Annotated in this window: 14 protein-coding genes; 7 read left to right on the top strand and 7 right to left on the bottom strand. The window is 65.3% G+C overall.

Translation table 11 applies throughout. The features are described from left to right. Positions 1–165 precede the first annotated feature (165 nt). Complete coding sequence (locus ASE26_RS26475) at positions 166–2,379, bottom strand: DEAD/DEAH box helicase (protein ID WP_057247224.1); 2,214 nt, start codon at positions 2,377–2,379, stop codon at positions 166–168. A gap of 81 nt (positions 2,380–2,460) precedes the next feature. Next, complete coding sequence (locus ASE26_RS26470) at positions 2,461–3,270, bottom strand: SDR family oxidoreductase (RefSeq protein ID WP_057247223.1); 810 nt, start codon at positions 3,268–3,270, stop codon at positions 2,461–2,463. 57 nt (positions 3,271–3,327) lie between these two features. Between ASE26_RS26470 and ASE26_RS26465 the strand changes: the two genes are divergently transcribed. Continuing rightward, complete coding sequence (locus ASE26_RS26465) at positions 3,328–4,947, top strand: M28 family peptidase (protein WP_055938159.1); 1,620 nt, start codon at positions 3,328–3,330, stop codon at positions 4,945–4,947. Here the strand turns inward: ASE26_RS26465 and ASE26_RS26460 are convergent. After that, a complete protein-coding gene (locus tag ASE26_RS26460; protein ID WP_162246604.1) occupies positions 4,928–7,714 on the bottom strand; it encodes an EAL domain-containing protein in 2,787 nt (928 codons plus the stop codon). The two genes, ASE26_RS26465 and ASE26_RS26460, sit on opposite strands and share 20 nt — an antisense overlap. A 145-nt stretch (positions 7,715–7,859) precedes the next feature. On the opposite strand from ASE26_RS26460, the gene ASE26_RS26455 reads away from it, so the two are divergent. The 4 genes from ASE26_RS26455 to ASE26_RS26440 all read left to right on the top strand — a co-directional run bounded on the left by ASE26_RS26455 (position 7,860) and on the right by ASE26_RS26440 (position 10,836). Then, positions 7,860–8,312 carry a host attachment protein gene (locus ASE26_RS26455; protein ID WP_055938152.1) on the top strand — a complete coding sequence of 151 codons (453 nt, stop codon included), beginning with the start codon at positions 7,860–7,862 and terminating at the stop codon, positions 8,310–8,312. Positions 8,313–8,322: 10 nt separating this feature from the next. Continuing rightward, positions 8,323–9,015 (top strand): dienelactone hydrolase family protein, encoded by a 693-nt coding sequence (locus tag ASE26_RS26450; protein WP_373922437.1) that lies wholly within the window; start codon positions 8,323–8,325, stop codon positions 9,013–9,015. Between the two features lie 66 nt (positions 9,016–9,081). Next, positions 9,082–10,329 (top strand): sorbosone dehydrogenase family protein, encoded by a 1,248-nt coding sequence (locus ASE26_RS26445; RefSeq protein WP_082591481.1) that lies wholly within the window; start codon positions 9,082–9,084, stop codon positions 10,327–10,329. 63 nt (positions 10,330–10,392) lie between these two features. Further along, complete coding sequence (locus tag ASE26_RS26440) at positions 10,393–10,836, top strand: thioesterase family protein (protein ID WP_055938582.1); 444 nt, start codon at positions 10,393–10,395, stop codon at positions 10,834–10,836. 12 nt (positions 10,837–10,848) lie between these two features. On the opposite strand, the gene ASE26_RS26435 is transcribed toward ASE26_RS26440, so the two are convergent. From ASE26_RS26435 to ASE26_RS26425, 3 genes are all read right to left on the bottom strand, one after another. Further along, positions 10,849–11,352 (bottom strand): DUF3016 domain-containing protein, encoded by a 504-nt coding sequence (locus ASE26_RS26435; protein WP_055938144.1) that lies wholly within the window; start codon positions 11,350–11,352, stop codon positions 10,849–10,851. Between the two features lie 211 nt (positions 11,353–11,563). Then, on the bottom strand, positions 11,564–13,750 hold the full coding sequence (locus ASE26_RS26430) for a PhoX family phosphatase (protein ID WP_057247220.1): 2,187 nt from the start codon (positions 13,748–13,750) through the stop codon (positions 11,564–11,566). 108 nt (positions 13,751–13,858) lie between these two features. Further along, positions 13,859–14,347 carry a GNAT family N-acetyltransferase gene (locus ASE26_RS26425; protein ID WP_055938138.1) on the bottom strand — a complete coding sequence of 163 codons (489 nt, stop codon included), beginning with the start codon at positions 14,345–14,347 and terminating at the stop codon, positions 13,859–13,861. Between the two features lie 81 nt (positions 14,348–14,428). Here ASE26_RS26425 and ASE26_RS26420 point away from each other — a divergent pair, with 81 nt between their 5' ends. Together ASE26_RS26420 and ASE26_RS26415 are read left to right on the top strand one after the other, a co-directional pair. Next, complete coding sequence (locus tag ASE26_RS26420; protein WP_055938135.1) at positions 14,429–15,193, top strand: DNA-formamidopyrimidine glycosylase family protein; 765 nt, start codon at positions 14,429–14,431, stop codon at positions 15,191–15,193. A 112-nt stretch (positions 15,194–15,305) separates the two neighbouring features. Then, complete coding sequence (locus ASE26_RS26415; protein WP_055938578.1) at positions 15,306–16,811, top strand: DUF3369 domain-containing protein; 1,506 nt, start codon at positions 15,306–15,308, stop codon at positions 16,809–16,811. A gap of 5 nt (positions 16,812–16,816) precedes the next feature. On the opposite strand, the gene ASE26_RS26410 is transcribed toward ASE26_RS26415, so the two are convergent. Beyond that, positions 16,817–17,860 carry a hypothetical protein gene (locus ASE26_RS26410; protein WP_055938132.1) on the bottom strand — a complete coding sequence of 348 codons (1,044 nt, stop codon included), beginning with the start codon at positions 17,858–17,860 and terminating at the stop codon, positions 16,817–16,819. Position 17,861 lies beyond the last annotated feature (1 nt).

The raw sequence follows: 17,861 nt of genomic DNA, 5'->3' as shown, positions 1-17,861 counted from the left end.
GGACTACTACTGAAAACTACTGAAAGAACTACTGAAACTACTGAAATCTACTGGTTTTTCCCGTGATAGCGCTATAAACGGAAAAATTTCAGTAGCTTTCAGTAGCAGGTACGGAGGGGGCGAAAAGGCCGGGCGGTTTGCCCGGCCCCAGGGTGCCGGCGCGGATCAGCGCTTCGGCTTGGCTACCGGCTTCTTCGGCGGGGTGTGCTTGCCGGACATTGCCGGCATGCTGTCGGCCAGCGACATTTTCAGCTGCTTGCCGCCGACCCACACTTTGCGCAGGTGCTTGAAGATGTCGTCCGGCATACCGTCCGGCATCTCGACGAAGGCGTGGTCGTCCAGGATCTCGATGCGGCCGATGAAGCGTGATTCGAGGCCGCTCTCGTTGGCGATAGCGCCAACCAGGTTGCCGGCATTGACGCCGTCGCCCGAACCCACTTCCACGCGGTAGGCGCGCATCGGCATCGGGGCAGCACCGCCGTCGCCTGCTTCGGCCTTGTCCTTCTTCTTGCGCTTCGGCGCTTCTTCTTCGAACATCGGTTCGTCGTCATCGTCGCGCGAAGACAGCGGCGGCGCGGCGCGCTCCGGGCGCTCGGTACGTTCGGCACGTTCAGGACGTTCAGCACGTTCAGCACGTTCAGGCTTGGCTGCGCGCGGCGCTTTGGCGGCTGGTGCCGGCGGCGGCGTTTCGCCGTCGCGATGCAGGCGCAGCGGCTGCCCGGCTACGCGCAGCGCCTGCAAGGTTTCGATGTCGCCCGGCTGCAGGTCGGCCGGCATATCCAGCAGCGAGTAGTCGTCGTAAATCTCGATACGGCCGATGAATTTGGAATCGATGCCGCCCTCGTTGGCGATGGCGCCGACGATATTGCCCGGCTTGACGCCGTGCTGGTAGCCCACTTCCACCCGGTAGGTGGCCTTGCCCGGCTCCGGCTCGCGTTCGATGCGTTCTTTCTTCGCACGCGGCTCGCGTGGCTCACGTGGCTCGCGTGGCTCACGCGGTTCGCGCGCCTCGCGGCCCGGGCCTTCCTGGCGCGGCGCGCCGTCTTCATGCCAGCCTTTTTCGCGCGATTTATCCAGCAGCAGCGGCTTGCCGCCGCTGGCCATCAGCGCCAGCGCCGCGGCGATTTCAACTGCCGGGACATTGTGCTCAGCCTCGTACTCGCTCACCAGCGTTTCATAGAAGGACAGGCCCTCCTGCGCCAGGGCGTCGGAGATCTGGTCCTTGAAACGCTGCACGCGCACGTCGTTGACGGCCTGGATGGTTGGCAGCGTCATTGGCGTTACCGCCTGGCGCGTGGTGCGCTCGATCAGTTTCAGCAGGTTGCGCTCGCGCGGGGTGATGAACAGGATCGCGTCGCCGCTGCGGCCGGCGCGGCCGGTACGGCCGATGCGGTGGGTGTAGCTCTCAGGGTCGTACGGCACGTCGTAGTTGACCACGTGGCTGATGCGCTCCACGTCCAGCCCGCGCGCCGCCACGTCGGTGGCCACCAGGATGTCGATCTTGCCGTCTTTCAGCTGGCCGATCATGCGTTCGCGCGCCGCCTGCTGCATGTCGCCGTTGATGGCGCCGGCCGAGAAGCCGCGCGCCTGCAGGCGCTCCGCCAGTTCTTCGGTACCGATCTTGGTGCGCGAGAAGATGATCATGCCGTCGAACGGCTCCGCTTCCAGGATGCGGGTCAGCGCGTCCAGCTTGTGCATGCCCGACACCAGCCAGTAGCGCTGGCGGATATTGGTGTTGGTGGTGGTCTTGGCCGCCACCATCACTTCAGCCGGGTCGTTCAGGTAGGTGGTGGCGATGCGCTTGACCTGGGCCGGCATGGTGGCCGAGAACAAGGCGGTCTGGCGCGATTCAGGGGTTTCCCGCAGGATGCGCTCGACGTCCTCGATAAAGCCCATGCGCAGCATTTCGTCCGCTTCGTCCAGCACCAGGGTTTTCAGCTTCGACAGGTCGAGCGAGCCCTTCTCCAGGTGGTCGATGACGCGGCCCGGGGTGCCGACCACCACGTGCACGCCGCGGCGCAGCGCCTGCAGCTGAGGGCCGTAGGATTGGCCGCCGTAGATCGGCAGCACATGGAATTTCGGGATGTGGGCGGCGTAGCGCTGGAAGGCCTCCGCCACCTGGATCGCCAGTTCGCGCGTCGGCGCCAGCACCAGCGCCTGGGGCGACGCCTGCTTGATGTCGATGCGCGACAGGATCGGCAGCGCAAAAGCGGCGGTCTTGCCGGTGCCGGTTTGCGCGGTGCCCAGCACGTCGCGGTTTTCCAGCAGGTGGGGGATGGTGGAAGCCTGGATCGGAGACGGGGTCTCGTAGCCTACTTCTTTCAGCGCCTTCAAAATGGGGGCGCTGAGGTTCAAATCGGTAAACATGGTGTCAGACATGGCGGCACTCGTGAGGTTATTGTTGTATCGCCTGATGCGACGGAAAGCGCTATTTTACCCTTTTAACCCGGTAGATCCGGGTCAGGTGTGCGGCTTGACATCATCCTTCAACGCATTTAACGCCATTTTCTCGATCAATCCCGGCGCCAGCAGCTTGAGCCAGCGTCCCAGCTTGCCCTTGGCCGTCATCACCACCTCGCGCCTGCGCCCAGCCATGCCGCCGATGATCAGCTGCGCACATTCGGCCACCGGCATCGCCGCATCCTCGCGCAGGCTGCTCTTGCCCAGCTCCCCGCCGGCAGCGTTGTAACCCCGATAACGGATCTGGGTATCCACCACGCCCGGATAAGCCGTGGTCACGCTCACGCCATACGGCTTCAGCTCCGCCCGCAGCGCCTCAAAGAACCCGGCCATGGCGAACTTGGTCGCCCCGTAAGCCGTGCGCCCCGGCACCCCGACCAGTCCCGCCAGCGACGACACGGCCACGATCCGCCCCTGCGACGCCTTCAGGTAAGGCAGCGCCGCATGGGTGCACCAGATGGCGCCCCACAGGTTCACTTTCATCAGGTCTTCGTACCAGCCCAGGTCCGTCACTTCTTCAAACAGCGCGTGCGCCGAGCGCCCGGCGTTGTTGAGCAGGGCATCGATACGGCCGAAGCGCTCCACCGCCGCCGCCACCAGTTGCCGGCACTGCTCCTGCTGCGCCACGTCGGTGGCCACCACCAGCGTAGCCGCGCCGGCGGCGCCGCACTCGGCAGCCACCGCCTGCAAAGCCGCCTCGCTGCGCGCCGCCAGCACCAGCGCCACATCCTTGCCGCGTGCCCTGGCCAGCTGGCGTGCCACTTCTGCTCCGATGCCGTCGGATGCGCCGGTGATGATAATGACGTCCATGTATCTCCTTTGTTTCGCCGCCGGGAATGCGTTTCATTATGGGGTAAGATCGGCGCCATGAAAACCAAGTACTGCATCCCTGCCAGCCTGCTGCTGGCGGCCGCTTCTGCCGCAGCGCAGCAAGCGCCCACCGTCAAGGAAGCGCCGCTGCGCGCCCACCTGTCCTTCCTGGCCGACGACCTGCTCGAGGGCCGCGGCACCGGCCAGCGCGGCGGCGACCTCGCCGTGCGCTACCTGGAGACCCAGGCCGCAGCCATCGGCCTGAGCCCCTTGGCGGACGGCAGCTACCGCCAGCCGGTGAAATTCCAGGGCACCCGCCTGCAGCCCGGCAGCTCGATCAGATTTTTCGCCGGCCCCAGCACCCTGCTGCCGCGCCTGGGCGAGGATGTCCTGATCGGCACCGGCAGCGGCCGCGCCGAAGTGCTGTTCGACGCGCCGCTGGTGTTCGTCGGCTACGGCGCCGTCGCGCCGGAAGAAAACTGGAACGATTACAAGGACGCCGACGTCACGGGCAAGATCCTGGTCATGATGGTCAACGACCCGCAGCCTACCGCCGAAGAGCCGAAGCGCTTTGCCGGCAAAGGCTACACCTATTACGGCCGCTGGATGTACAAGTACGAGGAAGCGGCGCGGCGCGGCGCCGCCGGCGCGCTGCTGATCCACACCACGCCCTCGGCCGCCTACGGCTGGAACGTGCCCGCCACCAGCTTCTCGCTGGAGCGCTTCCACGCGCCCGGCGGCGGCAACCTGGTCGAAGGCTGGCTGTCCGAAGACTATGCGCGCACCCTGTTCAGGGAAGCCGGCTTCGACCTCGACACCCTGCGCGCCGCCGCCGAACGGCGCGACTTCCGCCCGGTGCTCCTGAATATCAGCGCCCACAGCGAGATCCGCTCCAGCGTGCGCCAGGTCGAGCAGTTCAATGTGGTCGGCATCGTGCCCGGCAGCGACTCCAAGCTGAAGGACGAAGCGGTGGTGTATTCCGCGCACTGGGACCACCTGGGCAAGGCCGACGGCCCGGCCGACGGCGCCGACCGCATTTACAACGGCGCCATCGACAACGGTTCCGGCGCCGCCGCCCTGCTGGCGATGGCTGCCGCCGCCGTGCAGCAGCCGGCCAAACGCTCGCAGGTCTTCCTGTGGCCGGCCGCCGAGGAAGTCGGCATGCACGGCGCCCAGGCCTATGTCGCCGCGCCGGCCTTCCCGCTGAAGCGCACGCTGGCCGACCTGAACCTCGATTCGATGAATTTTGCCGGGCGCACGCGCGACATCGGCGTGGCCGGCGCCGAGCGCAGCACCCTGTACCGCAGCGCCGCCAAGGTGGCCCGCCAAATGGGCCTGAAGCTGGCGCCGCCGATTGCCGACCTGTCGGGCGCCTACTTCCGCGCCGACCATTTCCAGTTCGCCAGGGCCGGCGTGCCGGCGTTCAACGTCGGTTCCGCCGTGTTCTCCGGCGACGGCCACTTCGAGTTCGAGCATGGGCACGATGCCTCGGCCGCCAGCATCGTCGCCTTCAAGGGCGACTACCACAGCGTCAAGGACGAATACCACGCCAGCTGGGACCTGGCGGGCATGGTGCAGCAGGCCCAGTTCACCCTGAACCTGGGCTATGAAGTGGCCAACGGCAAGGCCATGCCGGCCTGGAACAAGGGCGATCCGTTCAGCTTTGTGAAGCGCTAGCGGCGGCTTCGTCCTGCAGCAGCAGGGCCAGGAAGCCTTCGGCCGGCAGCGGCCGGCCGAAGAAGTAGCCCTGCATATGGCGGCAGCCATGGCGGCGCAGGAAGTCCAGCTGCTCCTGCGTCTCCACCCCTTCCGAAATCACTTCCAGCCCCAGGTTGTCGGCCAGCGCGATGATGGTGGTGACGATGGCGGCATCGTCCGGATCGACCGTCAGGTCGCGCACGAAAGTCTGGTCGATCTTCAGCACGTCGATCTCGAAGCGCTTCAGGTGCGCCAGCGAGGAGTAGCCGGTGCCGAAATCGTCGATCGCCAGCTTCACGCCCAGCTTCTTCAGTTCGTGCATGACGGCGGTGGCATGCGCCACGTCGTTCATCACCGCGCTTTCGGTCAATTCCAGCTCCAGGCAATGCGGCGCCAGGCCGGTATCGGCCAGCACTTCCGCCACCCCTTGCACGAAGTCCGGCTCGGCCAGCTGGCGCGCCGAGACGTTGACCGCGATGCGCAGCGTGCGCCGCCCGTCCTTCTGCCAGTCGCGCAGCTGGCGGCAGGCGGTGCGCAGCACCCAGTGGCCCACGGCCAGGATCTGGCCGGTTTCCTCGGCCAGCGGGATGAAGCGGTTGGGCGCCACCATGCCCATCTCCGGGTGGCGCCAGCGGATCAGCGCTTCCATGCCCATGATGCGCCCCGTGCTGCTGTCGACCTGCGGCTGGTAGTGCAGCTCGAACTCGCGCCGCTCCAGCGCCGTGCGCAGCGCGCTCTCGATGCGCAGCCGTTCGCCCAGGCGCTCGTTCATGGCCGCGGTGTAGAACTGGTACTGGTTGCCGCCCATTTCCTTGGCGCGGAACATGGCCATGTCGGCCCGTTCGGCCAGCACGCCCGGCTCCCTGCTGTCGGTCGGGAACACGGCAATGCCGGCGCTGGCGGTCAGGAACAGCTGCGTGCCCTCGAGTAGCAGCGGCGCCGCCAGGCTGTCCAGCACGCGCTGCAGCTGTTCGGCGCGCGGCGCAGCACCACCCCGTTCCGGCAGCAGCAGCAGGGCGAATTCGTCGCCGCCCAGGCGCGCCACCGTATCGACCGGCCGCACGGCCGCCTGCAAGCGTGCCGCCACGATCTGCAGCAGGCGGTCGCCGCCCTTGTGGCCCAGGCGGCTGTTGGTGAACTTGAAGCGGTCGAGGTCGATCGACACCAGCCACAGCTCGTGCCCCTTGCGCCCCGAGTGCTGGATGGTCTGCGCCAGCCGGTCCTGCAGCAGCACGCGGTTGGGCAGGCCGGTCAGCGCGTCGTGGGTCGACTGGTGTTCCAGCTCCGATTCATAGGCCTTGATGGCCGTGATGTCGTGCTGGATCGAGATGAAGTTGACCACCGCGCCGTGCTCGTCGCGCACCGGCGACAGGTACACGTCGTTCCAGTACTGGCTGCCGTCCTTGCGGTAGCAGCGCAGCACCGCGTGGCCGTCGCGCTGCTCGCGGATGGCCGCCCGCAGCTCGTCGATGCCGGGCTGGTCGAGGTCCTGGCCGAACAGCATGCGCGGGCTGCTGCCCAGCGTTTCGGCTGCGCGGTAGCCGGTGATGCGTTCATAGGCCGGGTTGACGTAGACGATCGGGTTGTGCGCTTCGGCGGCGGTGATCATCACCGCGTTGGTGCTGGACTCGATGGCGCGCTGGCGCAGCAGCAAGGCCTGGTTGGCCGCCTTCAGTTCCGCCGTGCGCATGGCCACGCGCTGCTGGATCAGCAGCTTGCGGCGCTTGAGCGAATCGATGAAGGCCGAGCCGAGCACGGTGGTCAGCACCCCCAGCACCAGCGTAAACAGCGAGGCCAGGTGCTCGCTGGCCAGCACGCGCGGGCTGGGCGTGGCTACCAGCAGCCAGCGCGAGCCCGCCACGTCCAGCGCCTGCTGCAGCGGCGCCGTGCGCGCCGGATACAGCCAGGACGGCAGCGCCAGGCCGCCGCTGCGCGGCGCCGGCGGCGCGCTGTACACCAGGCTGGCTGGATCGATGCCGGCACTGGCATACACCTGCAGCTCGGGCGCGCCGGCGTCCGCCCCGGCGCTGGCAAAAATCTTGCCGATCATTTCCCCCGGCTGCAAGGTAATGGCGGTCTCGCCCACCACGCGCCCGCCGCTGTACAGCGGCTTGACCACCACCACGCCCAGGCGCGAACGGCCGCCGGCGCGCTGCACCAGCTGCACCAGCGGCCCGGCCGCCGGCTCGCCGCTGGCATAGGCGCGCTGGCGGGCCGGGTCGTCGCGTTCGGCCAACAGGGTGTTCAGGCCGAGCGCGCCCTCGTTGCCGGCCAGCGGCTCGATGTAGTCGATCACCCGGTAGCGCGGGCGCTCGGCTGCCGGCTGCGCCCGTCCCTGCCGCAGCTCGCGCACCGCGGCGCCCGGCTGCACTGCCTGCAGCGCCGCCTCGAACGCCGGCCGCTCGGCGTGTTCGATGAAGCGCAGGTAGCTGGTGCCCAGCACATAAGGGTGGCGCGCCAGCAGCGGCGTGACGAAACGGTGGAATTCCTCGCGGCTGGCGGTGGGGCGCGCGACCAGCAGCTGGTTGACGGCATGCAGGCTGGCCAGGGCGCCGCCGATGCCTTCGCGCAGCACGAAGGCGCGCGCCTGCACCCGCTGCTCGAACGCAAGCTGGGCGCGCTGCGCCTCGAGCCGGCTGACGCCGGCAAACAGGGCGCCGGTCAGGCCGAAGCCGCACAGCAGCGCCAGCGCCGCCGTGCGGGTGCGGAAAGGTTGCCGCGGTGCTGCGTTGATCGGATCGTCCATCGTGCCCCTGCCTTCGCTGTGCGAGCTTACCATTTTCGCACGGCCGGACATTTAATGCTATAGGGCAACATTTTCTGCCCGGCTCGCGCGCGCCGGGCGCCACGGCAGCACCCTATACTGGACTGCCCACACCAAGGAGGCGACCATGGACCACACCTGGATCGTCGTGGCTGACAGCAGCCACGCCCGCATCTTCCAACTGCGCGACGGCCAGCTGCCGGCCGAGGAAATCGAAGACCTGGCCAACCCGCTGGGACGCGCCGACAACCGCCAGCTGGCATCCGACGGCCACGGCCAGTATTTCGGCCCCGACGGCCATGGCCACACCGCGCCGCGGGTGGAAGAACCGGTACAGCACGAAGTGCGCCAGTTCGCGCGCGAGATCGGCCACCGGCTCGACACCGCCGCCGCGCAACACCGCTACCAGCACCTGGCGCTGGTGGCTGCGCCGCGTTTCCTGGGCTTGCTGCGCGACAGCCTGGACAAGCAGACCCGCAAGCTGGTCACGGCCGAAATGGCGAAGAACGTCAGCGCCTTCGCGCGCCAGGACCTGGACGCCTGCCTGCAGGCGCTGGCGCGGCCGCAGCAAGGCGGCTGAGGCGATGGACCTGAGCACCCAGTGGAGCACGGTCGATGGCCCGGACGGCGCCTTCGACGCCTTCCTGGCCCTGCCGCGCGGCGGCCGCGGCCCGGCCCTGCTCTTGCTGCAGGAAATCTTCGGCGTCAACGCCCATATCCGCGCGGTCGCCGAGCAGTACGCCGCCGACGGCTACGTGGTGCTGGCGCCCGACCTGTTCTGGCGCCAGGGCCGGCGCCTCGCGTTCGGCTATGACGAGGCGGACTGGGGCCGCGCCGCCCAGTGCATGCAGCGCGCCGACGTGGCGCAGGCGCAGGCCGACATCGGCGCCGCCGCCGCCGCCCTGCGCGCCACGCCCGGCGCCGAAGGCAGGCTGGCCGCGCTGGGCTTTTGCTGGGGCGGCCGCATGGCTTACCTGGCCTTGGCCAACGGCCACGCCGAGCATGCGGTGGCCTATTACGGCGGCGGCATCCAGCACTGCCTGGAGCGCGCCGACGACATACACGCCCCGCTGCTGCTGCATTTCGGCGCGCGCGACGCCCACATCGCACCCGCCGCAGTGCGCGCCATTGCCGAACGTTTCGAGGCGCGCGAGGAAGTGGAAATCCACCTCTATCCGGATGCCGAACACGGCTTCAACTGCAACCACCGCAGCAGCTACCACCAGCGCAGCGCAGCCGAAGCGCACGGCCACACGCTGCTGTTCTTGAGTGAAAACCAGTAAGTGCGTTCCCGCACAGATGGCGCGGTGGGGCAGTCCTACAGTTGGCTGCTAACCCAACCGGAGAAGATGATGGCAGATGAGCTGAATTCCCGGCCCGCGACTGCGGCCCCCGCTTTGTCCCCGGCCAGCACGATGGCCGCAACCTTGATGGGCGCACTGCTGGCAGCCTGCGGCGGCGGCGGCGGTGGCGACAGCCCGCCGCCGGTGACGCAACCGGAACCACCGAAGCCGGCCTTCGCGCTGGCGGTGAAGGAAGTGGCCAGCGGCCTCAGCACTCCATTGCTGCTGACGGCGCCAGCCGGCGATACGCGCCGTTTCATTGTCGAGCGCCCGGGCCGCATCCGCATCCTGGCCAGCGACGGCAGCTTGCGCGCCACGCCCTTCCTCGACCTCACCGGCCTGCTCAGCACCGACGGCGAAGGCGGGCTGCTGTCGATGGCTTTCCATCCCGGCTATGCGCAAAACGGCCGCTTCTTCATCTACTACACGGACAAGTTCAGCAATATCGCCATCGATGAGGTGAAGGTGTCGGCCAATGCCGATATAGCCGATGCCGGCACGCTGAAGCGCATCATCACCATCCCGCACCCGACCTACACCAACCACTACGGCGGCATGCTGGCCTTTGGCGCCGACGGCTACCTGTATGCCGGCACCGGCGATGGCGGCGGCGCCGGCGATCCCGGCGGCAATGCGCAAAACCTCGACTCGCTGCTGGGCAAGCTGCTGCGCCTGAAGGTGGACGACGTGGTGGCGCCGCTGTACAACGTGCCGTCCGACAATCCCTTCGTCGGCCAGGCCGGCAAGCGCGGCGAAATCTGGGCCTACGGCTTGCGCAACCCTTGGCGCTTCGCCTTCGACAGCGCCACCGCGTCGCTGTATGTCGCCGACGTCGGCCAGGAACTGAGGGAAGAAGTCAACGTGGTGCCGGCGGGCCTGAAGCCGGCCAATTACGGCTGGAACATCATGGAGGGCGGCAGCTGCTACAACGCCGCCACCTGTTCCCAGCAGGGCCTGACCCTGCCCGTGTTCGACTACCAGCACGGCGCCAACAACGCCAACGGCTGCTCGATCACCGGCGGCTTCGTCTACCGCGGCACGGCCCTGCCGGAACTGGCCGGGCGCTACCTGTACTCGGACTATTGCAAGGGCTTCCTGAAAAGCTTCCTGTACACCAATGGTGCTGTCAGCGACAGCAAGGACTGGGCGGTGGGCGATATCGGCCAGGTGCCCGGCTTCGGCCAGGATGCGGCAGGCGAACTGTACATAACGAGCGCCAACGGCAAGGTCTATCAGATCATCCGCAAACCGTAGCGGCCCGATGCGGGTGGCGAAGGCGCGCTACAATGGGCGCTTTCCCACTTGCCCCCGAAAGACATGGCCAGACTGACGCTTGCGTTCCCGGAAGATCAATTCTGCTTTTCGACCCAGCTCACCGTGCGCGTCACCGACATCAACGGCGCCCGGCACCTCGGCAACGACTCGATGATTTCCATGATCTCGGAAGCGCGCGCGCGCTTCCTGTTCGAGTTCGGCGTGCAGGAAACCGAAGCCGACGGCACCGGCATCATCGTCACCGACCTGGCCACCACCTACCGCGCCGAAGCGCATGCGCGCGACCAGCTGCTGTTTGAAGTAGGCGTGATGGATTTCAACAAATATGGCGGCGACGTCATCTTCCGCATCACCCGCCCGGCCGATGGCACGCTGGTGGCCATGGCCAAGCAAGGCTTCGTGTTCTACAACTACAGCCACAGCCAGGTGGTGCCGATGCCGGACGACTTCCGCGCCAAGTTCAGCCGCGTCAACTGGCTCGACTGAGCGCCCTGCCCTTCACTTACTGCTGAGCTGGGTCGGCGCGCCGAAGTTTTTCTTGAACCACTCATCGACCATCGGCTTTTCATAACGCAGCGAATCGCCGCCGGCATAATGGTTCATGCGGTCCAGGTACAACATATTGCTGAGGCGGTCGGTGCCGCTGGCGAGCACCTTGCCCTCCTGTTGCAGGGTATATTGCAATTCCATGGTTGGCCAGTCGGCCCCGCCGCGCAGGATGCGCACATCGTGCATCGAGCGCCGGCGCGGTTCGACACGGCCGGCCAGGTCGATATCGGTCACCGTGATCGACAGCTGCTGGTTGGCGGGCAACTGTGGAGCCAGGTGTTCGAAGTGGGCGGTCAGCTCTTTCAGCACCTGGTCACGGTCCTGCTCCCAGAACGGCACGTCCGAGAACTTATCCGGATCCTGGTACTTGACGGTCACCTCGCCTGCCGAGGCGGCGCCGGCCGCCGCCAGCAGCAGGGCGGCGGCAATCCAGAAGCGAGTTTGGCGTTTCATGATGGGTTTCCTTTCGCAGATTACCTTCAATATACTCCCGCGCCGCCCCCTTGCCGCAACTGAAACAATTCCTGACAAAAGAGACGGCCCCGATACTTGGGGCCGATTCTTTTGCGACATCTGCTTACAATCTAAAAGTCGGGGTCAGGTCCGGCAATCGGACATTTCGCAAGCGAAATGTCCGATTGCCGGACCTGACCCCGACTTTTAATCAACTACCGATGCGGCCGCCGTCGTTCTTGGTGATGGCGATGGTGGCCGAGCGTGGGCGCTTGCCGGCGCCGTAGCCGGCATTGCCCGGCCATTGGCTGGTGTACTTGGCCGGGTCGCCGATGTTGGCGTTGGCCGTGCCTTCGCCCGGGTGCTGGATGTTGACGAACAGCGTCTTGCCATCCGGCGTTTCGGTGATGCCGGTCAGTTCGCAGTCGACCGGGCCGACCAGGAAGCGCTTCAGCGTGTCGGCCGTCGGGGTCTTGCCGACGAAGGTGTCGACATTACTGGCGCCGTAGGCCAGCGTGACTTTCTTGCCGTCGCCCACCGAGCCCGGCAGGCCGGCCAGCATCATGCAGTTGGTGACGTCGGTGTAGGCGCCGTCGTCGGTCTGGATCCAGCAGATGCCGGTGGCGCGCGAGAACGCCAGGCCGTCCGGGCTGGAGAAGTCCTGGTCGGCAGTCAGGCTGGACAGGTTGACCAGGCCCGGGCTGGCATCGGACTGCGCGCCGAACAGGTAGACGTCCCAGGTGAAGGCGGCGGAGGCATTGCCATCCTTTTCCTTGACGCGCAGGATGTGGCCGTTCACGTTGCCGCTCTGCTTGCTGCTACCCTTCATGTCTTCATAGGTGCGCGGGTTCGGGCCGTCCGGTACCGTGCGGCCGCTGTTGTTGGTCAGCGTGAAGTAGACCTCGCCGTTGGCAGGGTTGACCGAGCACCATTCCGGGCGGTCCATCTTGGTGGCGCCGACCGCGTCGGCGGCCAGGCGGGCGTTCACCAGCACGTCGGCCTGGTCGGCGAACTTGTAGCCGGCGTAGGCAGCAATGGCGGCGTTGCCGATGTTCAGTTCGATCCACGAACCGCTACCGTCGGCGGCGAACTTGGCCACGAACAGCTTGCCCGAGTCCAGGTATTTGTCGCCGGTGGCCAGCAGGTCGGCCGGGTTGGCGTCGGCGTCGCTCCAGGTCGCGGTGGAGACGAATTTGTAGATGTACTCGTTGCGCGAATCATCGCCCATGTACACAGCCAATGGCTGGCCGGCCACGGTCTTGCCGAAGGCGGCGCTTTCGTGCGCGTAGCGGCCCAGCGCGGTGCGCTTGCGCAGGTTTTTGGACTTGTTGTACGGATCGGCTTCCACGATATAGCCCATGCCGTTCATCTCGTTGCGGTAGTCGTCGGAGCCGTCCAGCGAAGCGCCCAGCTTGGAATTGTTCCAGCGTGCGTACTTGTCGTCGGCACCGCCGGATTCCCAGCCGTGGCGCGACGCGGCGCCCTGGTTGCGGCCGTAGCGCTTGAGCGCTGCGACGCTCTTGTCGTTGCCGCGCGCGGCATCGTCGGCTGCGCCGCGGGTGAAGTAGCCGCTCCAGTTTTCTTCGCCGGAGACGAAGGAGCCCCATGGGGTGCGGCCGGTGCCGCAGTTGTTCAGCGTGCCGCGGACCTTGCTGCCGTCCGTCGAATACTTGGTTTTCGCCAGCGCATTGCCTTTCACCGGGCCGCTCAGGTCGCACTCGGTCAGGCAGGTGACGCGGCGGTTGAACGCGGAATCCTTGACGTATTCCCACTTGCCGGCGGCCTTGCGCACTTCCACCACGGAAATGCCATGCAGCGCGGTTTCGCGGTCGACTTCGGCAGCCGGGCGCGGCAGGGTGTTGGTGCCGCCGTTGGCGTGGATGAAGAAGGACGCCAGCTTTTCGTTGGTGGTCGCTTCATGGTTGATCGCCAGCAGGCCGCGCTCGTTGCCGCTGGCCGAAGGCTTGCCGGCGCTGTCCAGGCCGAAGAACTCCATGCCGTCATGGTGGTCGCCGGCGCGGTTGTCGAAATCGGCATCGCTGCCATCGTTCTTGAAAGCGGTTGCCGATGCGGTCAGCGGGTCGCCCAGCGCATAGATCACGCTGGCGGTGTAGCCAGCCGGCACGGTGACCACGTCAGCCAGGCTCTTGCCCACGGCGCTGAAGCCGAGCAGCTTCTCCACTGGTACTGGCGTCTCCGGCTTGGTGACGACCGGTGCATCGTCGCTGCCGCCGCCGCAGGCGGTCAGGGTGGCCGAACCCATCATCACGGAGATGGCCGACGCTACCGAACCGCGCAGCAGGTTGCGGCGGCTGATGCGCTTGTCGAGGACTTCGCTGAAATGTTCGTTCGGGGTATCGTTGTAGCCGATGTCGTCGTGATCGATTTTGTTTTCCATGACGCTTTCCAAAAGTGGGGTAGTTGAAACTGCCCGCTATTCTAGAAAGCGAAAATGACAACATTGTGACTATCCAAATGCGCGCCGCAAACGAAAGCGTTCAGGGGATCAGCTTTCGTTTGCCTGCCATGCCATTTTCTGCACGCTGATGTGCGGATGGCTTTCCAGCGCCTCCCAGTGCGGCAGGAAGCGGAAGCCGCGTTTCAGGTAGAACGCTGCGGCGCGCTCGTTGAGCGGCGACACGTCCAGCACCACACGCTCGTGGCCCGCGGCTTGCGCGTGCGCCTTCATGGCGTCCACCAGCGCCGCCGCCGCGCCGCTGCCGCGCTGTTCCGGCTTGACCCACATGGCAATCAGGTTGAATTCCTGCGCGGCGCTGACGACGCCGCCGACCATGCCGATCGGGGTGTCGCCGCTGAAGGCGAGCAGGTAAGTTGCCGGACCGCGCGCAGCGGCACGGTCGCGCCATTGCTGTTCAGGGTTGGCGGCGGCGCTGGCGTGCGTCACGCCAAAGGCAGTGGGCGAATCGAGCAGCGCGGCAAGGCGCAGCGCTTTGAGGATGGGCCAGTCTTGTTCGGTGCTGTGTCGTATGAGCATGCAGACGAGTATAGCAACTGTGCGTGGGCGCACGGCGCGGCTTGCCTCACGGCGGGAGACTGGGGCCAAAGGAGGCTTGCCATGCCCGAAGGCCCATCGATCGTCATCCTCACTGAACAAGTGCGCGCGTTTGAAGGCCGCACGATTTCCGCCGCCAGCGGCAACAGCAAACTCATCCCGTTCGAGGAACTGCCCGGCCAGCCTATCCTGTCGCTGCGCAGCTGGGGCAAGCACTTCCTGATCGAGCTGCCGCTGTTCGCGCTGCGTATCCACTTCCTGATGTTCGGCAGCTACCGTATCGACGAGCGAAAGGAAGGCGCCGATCCGCGGCTGTCGCTGCAATTTGAAGAAGGCGGCGAACTCAACTTCTACACCTGTTCAATCAAGCTTGTCGAAGGTGAACTGGAGCAGGCTTATGACTGGCGCGGCGACGTCATGTCCGAGCAATGGAGTCCGCGCCTGGCGCTGAAAAAATTGCGCGAAGATCCCGAGCGATTGGTGTGCGATGTTTTGCTCGACCAGAGTATCTTTGCTGGCGTTGGCAATATTATTAAAAACGAAGTATTGTTCCGATTGCGCATTCATCCTCTCTCTACAGTAATTAACTTACCCCCAGGAAAATTGCGTGAATTGGTGAAGCAGGCGCGCCAATACAGTTTTGAGTTCAAAACCTGGAAGCAGGCGTTTGAGCTTAAAAAACATTGGCAGGTACACAACCGGCGTGACTGTCCCAGATGTAATATCCCATTGCAGCGGGCCCATCTCGGGCTCACCCAGCGCCGTACTTTCTGGTGCGAACGCTGCCAAAAGCGTTACGGCGAAGCAGCCGATGTTGTAAAGATCTAGCTCATCCAGTATTGCTTGTTGTTAATAACAATGGGTAGGACTACAATCATTTTGATGCGCCTAAAAATTGCGCATCACCCAGGACTGTATGTCACATTTGGAATTTGCCAATATGTCTTTCTTGTCTTCTGCTACGCCTAAACTCACGCCGTGGCGAATCCTGCTGGTTGATGACGAACCCGACATCCACGACATCACCAAGCTCACCCTGAGCCGGTTTCGCCTGGAAGGCCGCGGCCTGACATTCCTGCACGCTTACAGCGGCGCCGAAGCGAAAGAAGTGCTGGCCAAAGAAAAAGACATCGCCCTGGTCTTCCTCGATGTGGTGATGGAGCGCGAGGACTCCGGCCTGGAAGTGGCGCGCTGGATGCGCGAAGACCTCGACAACCAGTTCACCCGCATCGTGCTGCGCACCGGCCAGCCGGGGCAGGCGCCGGAAGAACGCGTGATCGTCAATTACGACATCAACGATTACAAGGAAAAGACCGAGCTCGATCGCACCAAGCTGTTCACCACCACTTTCGCCGCCCTGCGCGCCTACCGCGACATCATGAAGGTGGAAGAAGCGCGCCGGCAGCAGATGCACTACCGCGAAGGCCTGGAGCGCGTAATCGCCGCCTCGGCCCACATCTTCCAGGCGCGCAACCTGAAGGACTTCGCCAACGGCCTGCTGCAGCAGGTGGTCGCCCTGCTGCGCCTGGAGCAAAGCATGCTGGTGCGCCTGCGCGGGGCCAGCGCCGTCAGCGGCGAGACCGATTACGAAGTGCTGGCCCAGATCGGCCAGGACGAAGACAGCCTGCTGACGCCGCAGTTGCTGGCCCAGCTCAAGGACGCTGAACGCAACCGCATTTCGCGCATGACCGGCGACACCTTCGTCGGCTACTTCCCCAACAACAGCGGCAAGGCTTCGCTGCTGGTGCTGAAAGGCGTGGAGGAGATTTCCGAGATCGACCAGAAGCTGCTGGAGATTTTCTGCAGCGGCGTCGCCATCGCCTTCGACAATATCCTGCTGACGCAGGAAATCACCGATACCCAGGCCGAGCTGATCATGCGCCTGGGCGATGTGGTCGAATCGCGCTCCAACGAAGCGGGCAACCACGTGCGCCGCATGGCCGAATTCTGCCACCTGCTGGCCACCGCGGCCGGCATGCCGGAAGAAGAAACCGCGGTACTCAAGCACGCGGCGCCGATGCACGACATTGGCAAGATCGCCACCCCGGATTCGGTGCTGCTGAAACCTGGCAAGCTCGATGCGGCCGAATGGGAGATCATGAAGCAGCACCCGTCGGTCGGCATGTCAATCCTCGACGGCTCGCAGCGCCCAATCCTGAAAGCGGCTGCCGTGATCGCCCACCAGCACCACGAGAAGTTCGACGGCAGCGGCTATCCGCAAGGGCTGAAAGGCTACGACATCCACGAATACGCCCGTATCGTGGCCGTGTCAGACGTGTTCGACGCCCTGATGCACAAGCGCTGCTACAAGGATGCCTGGCCGGTCGAGAAAGTGGTGGAGCACATGCGCGAGGTGGCGGGCAGCCACCTCGACCCGAAATACGTGGAACTGATGGTGCAGAACATCGACAAGGCGCTCGCGATCAACGAGCGATTCCCTGACTAAGCCGCTTATTTACCCAGGGCCGCCCTGGCTTCGGGCGTCAGGAACTTCAATATCTCGCCGTAGGGCACCAGGATTTCTTCGTCGCAGTTCCTTGAAACGGAGATGAAATTGGTATAGAGCAGCAGCCCTTTGTCGGTTGCGGCAACCTGGTAGTAGCGGTTTGTGTCAAGTTGTTCGGTACATATCGGCTCCGGACCCTTGTTCCCCTCGGCCCGCGCCAACACCAGGCGCTTGGCAGGCGCTGGCAGTCCCTCTTCCCCGATCTTCCCGAACCAGTAGTCCAGATCAAGTTCGCGGCCTGTTGCCACGTCCCATGTCCTGTAAGAAGTCCTGGCGCCAGGAAAGCGCCCACCGCACTCCTCAACCGCATTTGTCCTGACCGACAACAGCTGCCGGTTCCAGAATACGATCTCCTGGCTGAGCGACTGCATCGGATCATCTGCACTGCCGCCGAAATTACCTGTGATCTCCAGCAGGTTACGCCGGCAATCGTAAAAACTCTGCCTGTCGTCCGCGAAGCCTGCTCGCAGCGCCAGGTTGATCGCGTTTGCCGCCGGAGTTTTCTCCCGCAATTGCACCACCTCGAACGTGCCAAGGTCCGCGGAGGGGCCGCTGGCGTACAGCGTTTCATAGCGCTGGTCGCCAAAATATCCTTCCCCCCGGCTTACTTCAACGTCCTTTTCCAGCGGCGCGTTGAACGCATCGCCAGCGCAGGAATGGTCAGCGCCTGCAGGCCGGGCAAGGCGAATTGCCAGGCCCGGCGAGCCGCGCTTGCTCCACGTGCCCGTCAGTGCATCGTCGCCGGCCTGTTTCAACTGCCAGTGTCCGGGATTCTTCCCATCGGCATACTCGTCCCATTCACCTTCTACTGTTTTCGCAAGAGGAATCGGGGTGAGGTGGCGCCGGTAGTAGTAGGTGCCGCCGGCGCCATATTCGGGCAGGCAGGCGACAACCTTGCTGCGGCCAATGGTGCCTTCCCATACGCCATGCATTTCCGCATGGGCGCAAGCCGGAACAAGTGAGGCGAGCAGGCAGATCGCAATCTTCATG

Origin of the sequence: Duganella sp. Root198D2, assembly GCF_001428585.1 — a bacterium.
Taxonomy (GTDB): Bacteria; Pseudomonadota; Gammaproteobacteria; order Burkholderiales; family Burkholderiaceae_D; genus Rugamonas.
Note: the sequence above shows the minus strand (reverse complement) of the source record. Positions and strands in the feature narration are given on the sequence as shown.